Annotated in this window: 11 protein-coding genes; 3 read left to right on the forward strand and 8 right to left on the reverse strand. The window is 60.4% G+C overall.

Features of this window, described 5'->3' with window-relative positions; genetic code table 11:
• Window positions 1–57: 57 nt before the first annotated feature.
• Window positions 58–258, reverse strand: coding sequence for a cold-shock protein (locus GWR55_RS14815; protein WP_162402952.1), 201 nt, complete (start codon window positions 256–258; stop codon window positions 58–60).
• Between the two features lie 171 nt (window positions 259–429).
• A complete protein-coding gene (locus GWR55_RS14820; RefSeq protein WP_162402953.1) occupies window positions 430–1770 on the reverse strand; it encodes a glycosyltransferase family 39 protein in 1341 nt (446 codons plus the stop codon).
• 109 nt (window positions 1771–1879) lie between these two features.
• On the opposite strand from GWR55_RS14820, the gene dut reads away from it, so the two are divergent.
• From dut to purF, 3 genes are all read left to right on the forward strand, one after another.
• Window positions 1880–2320, forward strand: a complete 441-nt coding sequence (dut, locus tag GWR55_RS14825) for a dUTP diphosphatase (RefSeq protein WP_162402954.1) — start codon at window positions 1880–1882, stop codon at window positions 2318–2320.
• 289 nt (window positions 2321–2609) lie between these two features.
• Window positions 2610–5021: a phosphoribosylformylglycinamidine synthase subunit PurL gene (gene purL, locus GWR55_RS14830; protein ID WP_162402955.1), complete on the forward strand. Its 2412-nt coding sequence runs from the start codon at window positions 2610–2612 to the stop codon at window positions 5019–5021.
• Window positions 5018–6532, forward strand: a complete 1515-nt coding sequence (purF, locus tag GWR55_RS14835) for an amidophosphoribosyltransferase (RefSeq protein ID WP_370521150.1) — start codon at window positions 5018–5020, stop codon at window positions 6530–6532. Before purL ends, purF begins: the two co-directional genes overlap by 4 nt.
• 351 nt (window positions 6533–6883) lie before the next feature.
• Here the strand turns inward: purF and GWR55_RS19350 are convergent, their stop codons facing one another.
• The 6 genes from GWR55_RS19350 to GWR55_RS14865 form a co-directional block, all read right to left on the reverse strand.
• Complete coding sequence (locus tag GWR55_RS19350) at window positions 6884–7015, reverse strand: DUF6496 domain-containing protein (RefSeq protein WP_238398441.1); 132 nt, start codon at window positions 7013–7015, stop codon at window positions 6884–6886.
• Window positions 7016–7031: 16 nt separating this feature from the next.
• Entirely contained in the window at window positions 7032–7415 is a 384-nt protein-coding gene (locus GWR55_RS19355; protein ID WP_162402956.1) for a hypothetical protein, read from the reverse strand.
• Window positions 7354–8946, reverse strand: a complete 1593-nt coding sequence (locus tag GWR55_RS14845; RefSeq protein WP_162402957.1) for a hypothetical protein — start codon at window positions 8944–8946, stop codon at window positions 7354–7356. Before GWR55_RS14845 ends, GWR55_RS19355 begins: the two co-directional genes overlap by 62 nt.
• A 39-nt stretch (window positions 8947–8985) precedes the next feature.
• Window positions 8986–10476, reverse strand: coding sequence for an Asp-tRNA(Asn)/Glu-tRNA(Gln) amidotransferase subunit GatB (gatB, locus tag GWR55_RS14850; RefSeq protein ID WP_162402958.1), 1491 nt, complete (start codon window positions 10474–10476; stop codon window positions 8986–8988).
• A 272-nt stretch (window positions 10477–10748) separates the two neighbouring features.
• Entirely contained in the window at window positions 10749–12701 is a 1953-nt protein-coding gene (locus GWR55_RS19360) for a M28 family peptidase (RefSeq protein WP_238398442.1), read from the reverse strand.
• On the reverse strand, window positions 12698–13930 hold the full coding sequence (locus tag GWR55_RS14865; RefSeq protein WP_162402959.1) for an A/G-specific adenine glycosylase: 1233 nt from the start codon (window positions 13928–13930) through the stop codon (window positions 12698–12700). The genes GWR55_RS19360 and GWR55_RS14865 overlap by 4 nt, the downstream gene beginning before the upstream one ends.
• Window positions 13931–13950: the final 20 nt, after the last annotated feature.

Genomic DNA, 13950 nt, shown 5'->3' on the forward strand with positions numbered 1-13950 from the left:
TCACTCAAATGAAAAAAGGGCGGCCGAAGGCACGCCCTTTTCCAAACTTGAGTTCGCTTACAGAACCTGAACGTTCTCAGCCTGCCAGCCCTTGGGGCCACGCACAACGTTGAACTGAACGGCCTGACCTTCCTGGAGCGAACGGAAGCCGTTGGTCTGAATTGCCGAATAGTGAACGAAGACGTCCTCGCCACCCTGACGGCTCAGAAATCCAAAGCCCTTCGCGTCGTTAAACCACTTAACTGTTCCCTGTTCCATTTTCCTTGTTCCTTTGATGCTAAATGTACCGCTGAACGCAATGTGGAGTAGCTTGCGAGCGGTATAACCAGAACAAGCAAGAACCAGATCGGATTCATCGATCAATTCATTCTACCACCTTTTGTGGAAAAACAGCTTTCGAAGGCAGGAAGGCTCAGGTAGTTTTGAACGCTATATCGCGGCGGTTCGCGGATGCCTCGGGGTAGCCGACTGAAACAGGTAGACCGCCAGGATTGTGAGCAGGGGCTCAAAAGGGTGCCGGAAGCGCGCCTGCACGAAGACCGTGTAATAGGGCAGGGGTAGCAGCAGGAAGATCCATGCAATCAGTCCGGAGGCCGGAACGCGGTTCCTGAGGGAAAGGGCCAGGCCCAGCAATCCGGCCAGGCTGATAAAGCTGTAGCTCAGCATTCGGGGAAACTCTACCGCCGGTGGAGCGTCCGAGGGCACGCCCACCCAGAAGAAGTAGATTCGTTTCAGCGTGTTAGCCAGAAAGTGGCCCGGATGCGCCCGCATGTATGCCTTCGCCAGATCGCCCCGCATCTTCGCATAGCGAAGCTCGCCCATCTGTTTATAGAGCTGGAACTGGTCCGTCGCCATATTGGGATGGTCGTAGACCATCACCCAGCCGCGGGATCCCGGGCCGTTGCCCAGATACGTCTCGACCCCCAGGTTGCCGCGGATGGGTACAAAGGCATGAAAGACGCGGTAGTTGCGGATCTCCCACGGCGTCAGGCAGACGATAAAGACGATCGCCGCCAGCACGGCGTTGCGGAGAGCATGGGGTCGATGCCCTGTCCCGATCAGGATCCATAACCCGCAGACCGGCAGAAACAGCAGCAGGGTCGAGGTGGAGAGCGCAATGATCCCCCACAGAAGCCCGAAGAGAAGCCAGGCGCCGGTCTGGCTCTTCGTCCCTGGAGGCGCTTTAGAGCGAGTTGCATTCCGGTTAATCCCTCGCATCCGCAGCGCCAGCACCAGCACCACGGTGAAGAGGAAGGTGGTCAGGGTCATCTCCCACAGCCAGCGGACCGCATACTGCATCGCCGCCGGGTACAGCGCCCACAGCCATCCCGACCACACCGCGTTGGCACGGGAGTAACAGCGATACGCGATCTCCCAGACGCCCATCGCCGTTAACCCCGACAGAAGGCAGTTGAGGAATAGCAGGACCCAGGCCGACAGGTTCGTATAGACGCCGAAGATTTTGAAGACCCCTGCCATCAGCAGCGGATACGCCGGAGGCACCCAAGCAGTCGGCCCGGTCGGACCCAGGAACGATGGCGCAAACGGGTTGGCGTAGCCGTGGCCGGTGGCCAGCGAGCGTGCGATGCGGCCAGCCTCCCAGCCAAACTGAAAGTGGTCCGCGAACGGGCGAATGTGATAGGTGTGGGCCAGCGTCATGTACAGGACGCGAATCAGAAAGGCGACCCAGAACAGACGCCACGGTGCTCGGGGGTCGCCTTCGGCGCGGGCATCTTCTGCTTTCATCCACGTCCACAGGCGTTGGAGCATCGTGATTTCGATTGTAGCTGTCGACGCTGCTTCGAGACAGCGTTTGCGTTCCGTCCCGTCTCCCGGCGATCATCGCAGAAAGACCTCATTCCAAAGGAACAAGCGCGCAATGACCCAGGTGGTACGGCTGAAGGTGAAAAAACTGGTGGAACAGGCAAATCTGCCCCGTTATGCCCACGTGGGCGACTATGGCGACCTGGCGGCGGATCTCTACGCCTCCGAGCAGGTCATCGTCCAGCCCGGCGCGACGGTGGCCGTTCCTACCGGAATCGCCATTGAGTTTCCCTCGACCCACGGAGCCCTGGTCGAAGACCGTTCCGGCCTTGCCCTCAAAGGACTTACCACGCTGGCAGGCGTCATCGACCCTGGCTACCGGGGCGAGATCCGCATCGTCGTCACCAATCTGGGGGCAACCGCGTTCGAGGTAAAAGCCGGCGACCGAATAGCCCAGCTCAGGATCGTCCAGCGTATCGAGGCGGAGTTTGAAGAGGTTACAGAGTTGGGCGAGGCCCGCCGGGGAGCTGGGGGGTTCGGCAGTACAGGGGTTTAGAGGGTCCCAGGAAGGCTCGGCGGAGTCCTGAAGTGTTCCGTGTGGGCTCCGTCCAGGAGGCCTTCCCTTCCAGACAAAGGTGTCATCCTGAGCGAAGCTTCTCGCGGTTTTATCGCGAGAGGCGCAGTCGAAGGATCTGCGGTTCGTTCGCGCAGGGCTAGCATTCCAACCCACAGATCCTTCGACGATGCGCTGACGTTGAAAGGGGACCTGCCATTGCTGCTGCAGGCAGGCCCTCTGTCTGTCCCACGCGGCCCCGTCATGTCACGTACAATTAACCTAGCGAGCCATGGCCAATCTGCAAGCGGAACACCCTACTACGGTACCCTCCCCAGCGACCATTTCCCCGGAGCTGTTAAAGCAGCACAGCATCACCCCGGACGAGTACAAGCGCATCGAAGAGGCCCTCGGCCGTGTCCCCAGCCTTACAGAGCTGGGTATTTTTTCGGTCATGTGGTCGGAGCACTGCTCCTATAAGTCCTCGCGCGTGCACCTCAAGCGCCTGCCCACTCGCGGTGATCGCACCTCCGGTCCCGGCTCGGTGGTGCAGGGACCCGGCGAAAACGCCGGCATTATCGACGTGGGCGACGGATGGGCCTGCGCCTTCAAGATTGAGTCGCACAATCACCCCAGCTATATTGAGCCGCATCAAGGTGCGGCTACGGGAGTTGGCGGCATCCTGCGCGACATCTTCACCATGAACGCCCGTCCGCTGGCCGTCATGGATTCGCTCCGCTTCGGCCCGCTCGATGAGAGCGAGCCCGACGAAGCTCTTCGTCGCAAGAACCACCAGGTCGTCAGCGGAGTCGTCGAGGGCATTGCGAGCTATGGCAACTGCTTCGGTGTTCCCAACCTCGGCGGCGAAACGCGGTTCGAGCCCTGCTACTCCGGCAATCCCCTAGTCAACGCCTTCGCGCTCGGCCTGGTTAAGAAGGATGAGATTTTTTATGCAAAAGCTGTCGGCGTAGGGAACCCGGTCATCTACGTCGGCGCAAAGACGGGCCGCGACGGTATCCACGGAGCCACGATGGCATCCGAGGAGTTCACGGAAGGCTCCGAGCAAAAGCGCCCCAACGTCCAGATGGGCGACCCGTTCATGGAGAAGCTGCTCCTTGAGGCCTGCCTTGAGGCGATGGCCACCGGTGCCGTCCTCGGGATTCAGGATATGGGCGCAGCCGGGCTGACCTGCTCGACCTGTGAGATGGGCGCACGCGGCGGCCTCGGCCTTACCGTCGAACTCGACCGCGTTCCGCAGCGCGAGACCGGCATGACCAGCTACGAGATCATGCTGTCGGAGTCGCAGGAGCGCATGCTGCTGGTCGCCGACAAGGCGCGCGCCACCGAGGTTCTCGACGTCTTCTCCAAATGGGGCCTCGATGCCTCCATCGTCGGTCACGTCACCGCCGAGCCGAACATGCACATCACACAGGGTGGCGTGGTGGTCGCCGATATCCCCAACCAGTTCCTGACCGACGACGCGCCGGTCTACCACCGCCCTGTCGGCACCTGGAACCCTCCGGTCCCGAAGGATCCTCCGGCACACGTCCTCGCCGAATTGCAGAAGCCCCGCGACTACACCGCCGACCTCAAGAAGCTGCTCGCCAGCGCCAACATCTGCGACAAGCGCTGGGTCTACGAGCAGTACGACTCCATGGTCCAGACCAACACCGTCCAGGGCCCCGGCGGCGAAGCCGGAGTGATGCGCATCAAGGGCACGGGCGGCAATTCTGCCGATAAAAGTGTCATCCTGAGCGAAGCCGAAGGATCTGCGGTTTCCCGTGGCGAGCGCGGACTCGCGATGGCACTCGCGGGCAACGGACGCTGGTGTTATCTCGACCCCAAACTCGGCGCGATGCACGCCGTAGCCGAAGCCGCCCGCAAGGTCGCCTGCACCGGCGCAACTCCCGTCTCCGCGACCAACTGCCTGAACTTCGGCAACCCTGAAAAGCCGGAGATCATGGCGCAGCTCTCGAACGCCATCGACGGCATGTCGGATGCATGCAAGGCGCTCGGAACCCCGATCACAGGCGGCAACGTCTCGCTCTACAACGAGACGAAGGGCGTCGGTATCTACCCAACTCCCGTGATCGGCATCGTGGGCTTCATCGACGATGTGACCAAGGCCGTACCCGCTGCCTTCCAGAGATCCGGCGATCTCATCGTTCTGCTCAGCCCGCCCTCGGGGCCTGTCGAAGCCGAAGCTGTTCGCTCCTTCGGCTCCTCCGAATATGCGCGGACTCTACTGGGCGAGCTGTGGGGAACGCCGCCGCGGATGCAGCTGATTGAAGAAAGTGAGCTGCACCGCTCGCTGGCAGAGCTTGCGGCGAAGTCGCTGATCCGCTCGGCCTCTGACATCTCCGATGGAGGCATCGCGGTCGCGCTGGCCAAGGCTGGGTTCTCGAAGGGAATCGGTGCCGAGGTCCAGTTGCGGGATGAGTTGAACCCGGCTGCCTATGCGCTCTTCAGCGAAGAGCCGAGCATCGCCGTCATTACGTGCCACGAGGACAACATAGCCGAGATAGAGACAATTCTTCAGCGTTACGGCACCATCTCGGCGACGATTGGCAGAACCACCCAGGATGCTCGCCTGTCGATCGAGCTGAAGGGCGAAAAGGTGATCGACGCTTCGCTCAAGGAGCTCCGTGAGCCCTGGAACAGCGCTCTGGAATCGCAGATCGCAGAAGAGTTAGTGACGGCATGAACAACGAACTGGCTAGGCTCGAAGGCGAAGGAGTAGAAGGCGTGCAGGGCAACGAGATACACGAGGCGGAGGAGCACTTCGATAAGCTGCGCGAAGAGTGCGGTGTGATGGCGATCTACAACCATCATGACGCTGCTCGCCTCACCTACTGGGGACTCTACTCTCTCCAGCATCGCGGGCAGGAGTCTGCCGGCATCGCCAGTGCCGATGGGCAGAACGTCAATGACATTAAAGGCATGGGCCTGGTCTCGGAGATCTTCACCGATGATGTGCTGCAGAAGCTGCCGGGCCACATGGCCATCGGTCACACGCGCTACTCCACGACCGGTGACTCCGCGCTGCTGAACGCGCAGCCCATCTCGGTCGAATCGACGAAGGGCCTCATTGCCATCGCGCACAATGGCAACCTTGTAAATCTCGGCAACTCGCGCGAGCGGCTGGAGCGCGATGGCGCCGTCTTTCAGACCACGTCCGACTCCGAGATCATCATTCAGCTCATCGCCCACTCTACGCGGTCCACGCTGATCGACTGCATCGCCGACTCACTCTCGCAGGTTGAGGGCGCGTTCTCGATCGTGATGATGACGCGGAACCGTATCTTCGCCGCGCGCGATCCGCACGGCTTCCGTCCCCTCTCGATGGGCCGGATCGCCGGCGTCGATGGCGCTCCCGACACCTTCGTCTTCGCATCGGAGACCTGCGCCTTCGACCTGCTGCATGCCAAGTACGAGCGCGACGTAAAACCGGGCGAGCTGGTCATGGTCTCCGAGGATGGCGTCACATCCGTCTTCTTCGACACCCACACCCGGCAGGCAAGCTGCATCTTCGAGCACGTCTACTTCGCCCGCCCCGACTCGCGTATCTACGGCCGCTGGGTCCAGAAGAGCCGCGATGAGATGGGTCGCCAGCTCGCGCGCGAATCGCACGTCGACGCGGACCTGGTCGTTCCCGTGCCTGACTCCGGCGTGACCGCCGCTCTGGGCTACGCTGCTGAATCCGGAATCCCGTTCAACTTCGGCCTCATCCGCAATCACTACGTGGGCCGCACCTTCATTCAGCCAGAGCAGCGCGTGCGCGACTTCGGCGTGCGCATGAAGCTCAACCCGATGCGCTCGCTGCTCGAGGGCAAGCGCGTCATCCTGATCGACGACTCCATCATCCGCGGAACCACCTCGCGCAAGATCGTCCGCATGGTGCGCGCTGCCGGCGCGACCGAGGTGCACATGCGCATCTCCTGCCCGCCAACGGTTTCGCCCTGCTTTTATGGCGTCGATACGCCGAGCAAGAAAGACCTGATAGCGGCGAATCAGTCGATTGAGGAGATCTGCAAATTCATCGAAGCCGACTCGCTTGCCTACCTTTCGCTTGTCGGCCTGACGCACTCCTGTACCAAAGGCGAGCCGCTCAATGGACTTGAGCCCGGAGATTTCTGCACCGCCTGCTACACCGGCGACTATCCGACGGACTGGGTGGATGTCCGCGAGATCCTTCCGGCCACAGCTTCGGTTTAGGCGCTTCGATTCTCTTTGCAGCTTTACCCGTTTGCACAGAGGTAATCTGGGCAAGCGGCGATCAATCTTGCACTCTGCCTTGCCGGGCAGCAAATGAATAAAGTGGCCATCGCGCACTTTGAGATCGTCCCTGACGTCATCCCTCTTTACAGTGTCATCCTGCGCGAAGCTTCTTGCGGCCTTATCGCGAGAAGCGTAGTCGAAGGATCTGCGGTTGAGGATTTGAGATCAGATGACAGACCGCAGATCCTTCGACTACCGCTACGCCTTCGCCCAGGATGACCCATACGTAAAGAGCCATCCGTGGTGATGAGCGAATGCGGCAAAGTGGATGAAACAAAACGCAAACTGCTAGCTCTTCTTCGGCACCTTCTTGCCTTTTTTGCGAGCCTCCGATAGACCGATCGCAATCGCCTGCTTGCGGCTGGTCACCTTCTTCCCGCTTCGTCCGCTCTTCAGCTTTCCGCGCTTCATCTCGTGCATCTCGCGCTTGACATCTTTACCGGCTGACGGACTGTACTTCCTCGAGCTGGACTTTTTGCTCGACTTCTTCGCCGGACTCTTGCGTGCTGTTGACCTTGTGGACTTTTTCGTTGCCGTCTTCTTCGAGGAAGTCCTCTTCGCCGATTTTCTGGCTGTCGTCTTCTTCGCTGCCTTCCTGCTGGGACTCTTTCTGCTCGTGCTCTTGCTGCTCGATTTTTTCGAGGACTTCTTTGCAGACTTCTTGCTTGCCTTTTTCGTTGCCATAACTATCCTCCCAATTTGTTTGAGAAGGCAGGAAGCATGTTGCGAGTTGCATCTCGCTATCGACTTTCAGCATCTCAGTCTGTTCTTTTTCGTCGTCGCCACAGCGCAACACCACCAACAAATAGCGATGCTGCAAGAGCAGCAAGTCGAAGAAACATGCGATGAAGCCATGATGAAGTCCGCTGGAGTGAGCCGCTCTGCCACGCAGTTTTAACGCGCGCAAGATCGTCGGCAAGCCCTGGTATCGTGATCGCATTAACATCATCCGTCGGAAGCGAACCGAAGATGCGTTCCGGCGCAGGCGCTCCACCACCGACGTCTTTCGGGACTGCCGCCAGCATCGCGTTCACCTCTGCATCGCGCGGATCGTCGAAGAGCGCAATGTCGGCTGTATTCGGAAACAGGGTCTCTTTGCCCGTCATCTTTCTTTCGATGGCTGCAACACCATCCTGGCACACGCCCAGCGGATAGTAGCCGCCGAAAGGAAGATCGGGACGACGCAAGTGCTGATGCATAAATGCAATCACCATCCTGCCGACCAGTCGCGTTACCTCAACAGCGTCCTTACCCGTGTAGGTATGCGCATGACGGCCAAGCACCCACGACTGGTCCAGCGTATCCATCGTTCGGAACTCGCTCTTGCCGTCGATGCCGAAGTACCAGCTCACATTCGCATTAATTTTCGGCCCGCGAATCTCCCACTCATACTCCGCATGACTCACAGGAACGAGAAGCGACCGTTTCTCCCCGGGAATCTGAATCTGCGAGTCGATCCAGAAGGGCATCATCACCTCCTGGCCTTTGAAATGGAAGTGACCGAAGTTCGCGAAGTAGCGTGCGTCGTAGATGCGAACCGTATGCCCGGTCCGCATGAGCGCATCGATCAGCGCCTCGGGAGTAGTTGCCGTCTCCCCGGCGATCTTTGCCGAGACCTTTGCCGCTCTACTCAGCGGATTCAGGCTCAGCCGATTGAGCACATCGGCCATGCGCTGACTCTCTGCATGCATCGGCGCCAGCACAGGATTGGGTCCGTCGCCTCGAACCACACTAGCGCCCAGATTGCTGACGATTCCGTCCGTCGTGAAGCCCGGAAGCGAAGATGGCTGATTGAGATTAACCTGCTCGCCTCTCTCCAGCGTCAACTCGCCCAGGTCAATAAAGGGACGCACGCGTCCGGTTGTGATCGGGCCCTGCTCAAGTGCAGGAGCCTCATTCGCGTCTTGAGTTCCTTCTGTCGTACTCGCGCTGTCTTTCTTCTTTTCGAAGTACCGTCCTGCAATCTTGACCGTAGGATTGATCCCCTGAAGTGTCCAGCCGGGAAAGCGGTCGAGACCGTGCCAGTCCTTGCCCAGAATCAGTTCGCGCAGCCGGCCGATCAGCGCGGGAGACATCAGCGCCGGGCCCTGCTTGTCGCCGTTCAACTGCGCCAGCAACACTTCGGTAAATCCCGGTGTCGCCGACAGCTCGCGCATCATGGCCGATAACAGAATCGTATTCGGCGGCATCGGCCCTTCAGGCGCCACGTAGATCGCGTCTCCTCTGCATCCCATCAGAGCCAACGATACTACCGCAACTGAAGCGTAAACCCGCAGAAACGACAGCATCCGCTCATGGAGCAGGTTCTTGCCACGATGTAGTCGCGGGTTTAAGGAATCGTCATCGTTCACTGCGTTCAGTATGACGGATCTGAACTTTGTCGAAGCGTGTTAGCTATCCAGCTTCTTGACGACCAGCTCGTTCAGTAGCGCCGGGTTTGCCTGTCCCTTCGACAGACGCATCACCTGACCGACGAAGAAGGCCGAGACCGTCTTCTTTCCTCCGCGATACTGCTCCACCTGCTTCGGGTTGGCCGCGATGACTTCGTCGATCATCTTCTCGATCGCACCTGCATCGGAGATCTGCTGCGGCTTGTCGCGTTCGTAGATCTCCGGAAAGTCCTTGTTCTCGCTGAAGCTCGAATCCAGAAGCTGCTTCAGCTGTTTGGAGCTGATCGTGCCATCCTCCATCAGGTCGGCGGCAAGCACCACGCCGTCCAGCGAGACCGGCGACTGCTCATCGCTCAGCTCTGCGGAGCGCAGGCGCATCGTAATCTCCGAAAGCAGAATGGAGGCCACGCGCTTCGGAGATTTTGCCTTCTTCGCCGCTACCTCAAATCGATCGGCGAAGCCGCGTGTCGCCGTGATGGTTGCGGCGTCCTGCTCGTTCAGGCCATACTCCGCAATCATGCGCGCGCGCCGCGTCTCCGGAAGCTCCGGAAGCATCTTGAAGATCTCTTCCTGCCAGCCTTTACCTACGACCAGCGCAGGAAGGTCCGGCTCCGGGAAGTAGCGGTAGTCGTGGGCCTGCTCCTTCGAGCGCATGGAGTAGGTGCGCCCCTCGCCCGAGTTCCACAGGCGCGACTCCTGCACGACGCGGCCGCCGTCTTCCAGCACTCCGATCTGCCGCTCGATCTCATACTGCACCGCGGATCGAATAAACCGGAAGCTGTTGACGTTCTTGACCTCGGCCTTGGTGCCGAACTGCTTTGCGCCCTTCAGCATCACGCTGACGTTGGCATCGCAGCGCAGCGAGCCCTCTTCCATGTTGCAGTCGCTCACGCCGGTGTAGAGCAGGATCTCCTTCAGCCGCGTCAGGTACTCGAAGACCTCGTCGGGGGTGCGCAGATCGGGCTCGCTGACGATCTCGACCAGCGGCGTGCCGCAGCGGTTCAGATCGATGTAAGTGCGGTTGATCGAATCCGCAAAGCCGTCGTGGATACTCTTGCCGGCGTCCTCTTCCATGTGCAGGCGCGTGATGCCGATGCGCTTGGTGATCGCGGTGCCGCTATCATCGAAGGCTGGAATCTCGATCCAGCCGTGCTCCGCCACCGGCTTGTCGAACTGCGAGATCTGGTAGCCCTTGGGCGAGTCCGGATAGAAGTAGTTCTTGCGCGCGAAGACGCTGGTCTCGCGGATCTCGCAGTTGATGGACTTCGCCGCCAGGACGGCATACTCCACCGCCTGCCGGTTGAGCACTGGAAGCGCGCCCGGCAGCCCCAGGCACGTCGGACAGATGTGCGTATTCGGCTCGCCGCCGTACTGGTTGACGCAGCCGCAGAAGGCCTTGGTCTTCGTAAGCAGCTGGACGTGAACCTCAAGACCGATGACGGCCTGGTATTTGGCGAGGATCTCCGGAGAAAGCGCGGTGGCAGTGGACATGATCACCCTTGATTCTACCAAGTGCGCGCGCGGTTCAGGCCGCTACCATGAAGTGGGTAGGGGATCATTTGGCTCACTACCTATGAAGTGTCATCTCACCGGAGGCCCGAAGGGCCGTAGTGGAGAGACCCCCGCATTTTGCGATGCCTGTACTGCCCGTGCCTCGCGTGAGGCAATTGTGCGACGGCATCGCAAAATACGGGGGTTCCTCGACTCCGCGACTGCGTCGCTTCACTCGGAATGACACGGGTATAAGCTGATATGTCCCCTCTCTACCTCTCCGACGCCTTGCGCGCCGTCTCGAACTCATCCCCCGGCAGCCACTCAATCATCCGGGGCGCTGAGATCGCCTCCCAGCCCAGTTCCATGCCGAACCGCACCAGCTTGGCGTTGCCGTTGAAGTCCCAGTCCGGGTGATAGTTGTCGGAGAAGTTGTGGTAATCGTGGTCGACGAAGTCCTTGTCCTTCGCTGCACCCCAGGCCTCGTCGTGGCCTTCAAACAGCTCTCCCTGGTCGACCGAGAAGGCCGGAATCCCCACGCGTGAGAGCGAGAAGTGGTCGGAGCGATAGTAGCCGCCCGCCTCCGGGTGGGCATCGGGGACGATGCGCAGGTTGAAGCGTTTCGCCGTAGCGGCGACCATTGGGTGGAAGGTCGTGCGCTGCTCTCCGTTGAGGTTGACCTCCAGCGGCACTCCGATGGGAAGGATCATGTCGTAGTTGATGTCGAGCGCGATCTGTCCGGCCGGCACAGGCGGATGCTGGCCAAGGTACTCAGAGCCGAGCAGCCCCTGCTCTTCCGCAGCGACGGCGGCAAAGATGACCGAGTGCGGCGGCTTGATGCCGGACGACGCCCATGCACGAGCCATCTCCAGCAGCATTCCGCAGCCGGTGGCGTTGTCGGCCGCTCCGTTGTAGATGTTGTCGCCAGCCATGCCGGGAACCATGCCTAGGTGATCGTAGTGTGCGGTGTACAGCACGGCCTGATCCGCAGCTTTTTTATAGAAACCGGAACCTCTCGGAGATCCGTAAGCGCGAGGCACGGCTGGTAGAACTCCGGGGATCATCGCAACAACATTGGGTGACTGGAAGCTGCGCACCTTGCTCTCGATATGAGCCTCAAGGCGCACCGGCAGCTCCTGCGCTTTGAAGCCTTTCCTGCCTGCGGCTTCGATCATCTTCTCGACACTGGTCTGAAGAATCTGCGGGCCACTATGGCCGGTCTTTTTGACGGCAGCAATGACCTCATTCAGATCGCTTTGCGGGACCCCATCTTCCACTTTCAGAACGGGGGTTACAGCACTGTGCGCAATGCTTTCTACCCAGGCGTTCAGGCTGATTGGCTTGTCATCGTGAGAATACGAATATCCCTTCGCTATTGTCAGCACAGAGCAATTTGCACATCCTACCGGGACGACTCCGCTTGCATCGAACAATCGACGCGCAACCTCCAGCTGTATCCAGCTAGCCGCGGCAAGCTGCGGGTCCTTGTTGTCGCGCAGGTAAGTCTTCTCACTGGTGTTCGAGTTCTTCACCACGTCCCAGCCATAGCTCGCGAGATCGGTGCGGTGGATGACCAGAGCGCCGATCGCTCCGTGCCGTGCAGCTTCTTCGAACTTGTACGTCCAGCGGCCATAGTAGGTAAGGGCCTTGCCGCCGAAGAACTTTGGATCGTCGGAGGGAGGGTCGCCCACGATGCAGAGCACCACCTTGCCCTTCACGTCGACGCCCGCATAGTCATCCCAGCCGAACTCCGGAGCAACGACGCCGTAGCCGACAAAGACGATGGGCGCGTTGATGTCGACCGATTCCGTAAGACGGCGGTTGTTGACCGTGTAGTCATCGCCGAATTTGAGATCGTAGCTGTGCAGCATGATGTGCATGCCGCCATCTTTCGGTTTGTCGGGCACCAGCGAGAAGTGCGTCTTGTCGGCGATGGTTTTGGTGCCTACGAAGTTCACCTGCTGGAGGTAGGTCCCGTTGTCGCCGCCGGGTTTCAGGCCGTAGGCTTCGAACTGCGAGGCGATGTAGACTGCGGCAATCTCACCCCCGCGCGTGCCAGGGCCGCGTCCTTCCAGCAGATCATCGGAGAGAAATTTGACGTGTGCCCGAATTCTTTCGGCGTCGACGCTCGCCTCCGCCTTCTTAAACGCCGCGGGGACGGACTGTGCCAGCGACGCACCGGTAAAAAGAAAAATGAAGAGAGCGGGGGAGAGGAATGTTTTCACTTGCGGGCTCCTGCCGAACGCGACGATGAACTCAGTTTAGACCGCACCAGCGACGGCTTCATCGGTCTTTCTTCGGTAACAGGAGCGCTCTCTTCGCTGAAGTCGGGCAGCTGCACGGGACGAACCGCCATTACATCCAACCGCTGCAGAACCTTTCGTGCAAGCCCGGTGAGCGGTAGTGAGTGAAGGCGGCTGGTGCGAAACCACTCGAGATCGGCCTTCGCCGCAGGGACAGCTCGCCGCAGGGCGCGATCGTTAGGACCACTGGGAGCGAAGATCTGCACGTAATAGTTGGTGTTGGTGATGGAGTGACGCAGGCGCAGCATGGGCTCGCGGCCTTCCACCACATCCAGCGGCAGCGGCGGAAGCTCATACATGCCCGCCATCAGGCTTACATCCTCGGGTCTTCGCTCCAGCAACACCTGCGTTACCGTTCCGCGCTTGCGAAGCGAGAGCAGGTGAGCGACGGGACGGCTGCGCTGCGTCGCGCGAAGCAGCGTCACGTGCTCGCCGCGTGTCTTGCACATCGAAAAGACCGGACAGTTGAGGCAGAGCGGCGCCTTGGGCAGACAGATCGTCGCTCCAAGCTCCATCATGGCCTGGTTATGGTCGCCCGCGGCGTTGGTCTTGCTATCGATGCGACGGCGTGGAACCAGTTCGGCTGCCTGGCGCTGCAGGAAGGTGCGACTGACAGTCGTTCCTTCCTCAGGCCGACCCAGAAGACGCAGCAGTACGCGTTCGACGTTGCCATCGAGCACGGGAACACTTTCGCCGAAGGCGATGCTGGCAATCGCGGCGCAGGTATATTCGCCGATACCGGGCAGCGTGCGCAGCTCCGCTGCCGTGCCGGGAAGAACCCCGCCTCGCTCTTCGATGATGAACTTGGCTGCTTTATGCAGCATGCGCGCGCGGCGGTAATAGCCCAGGCCCGACCATGCGGCCAGCACCTCCTCCTCCTTTGCAAGCGCAAGCGCAGGAATGGTGGGGAAGCGGCGAAGGAAGTTGTTGTAATGCTCGATGACGGCGGCGACGCGCGTCTGCTGCAGCATCACCTCCGAGACCCATGTGCGATAGGGATCGCTCACCCCTCGCCAGGGAAGCTCCCGCGCATGCATGCGGTACCAGCTCATCAGGCGCCGGCGAAACGAAGCGGGATGGAGCTCGCTGGAATCCGCCAGGTCAGAAGATGGTTCCGGCTCAGAGAACTCGTGGGGCTTTCGAGCGTACATGCGGGGACAGTCTATCGCCT

This window comes from Edaphobacter sp. 12200R-103 (assembly GCF_010093025.1).
Classification (GTDB): domain Bacteria; phylum Acidobacteriota; class Terriglobia; order Terriglobales; family Acidobacteriaceae; genus Edaphobacter.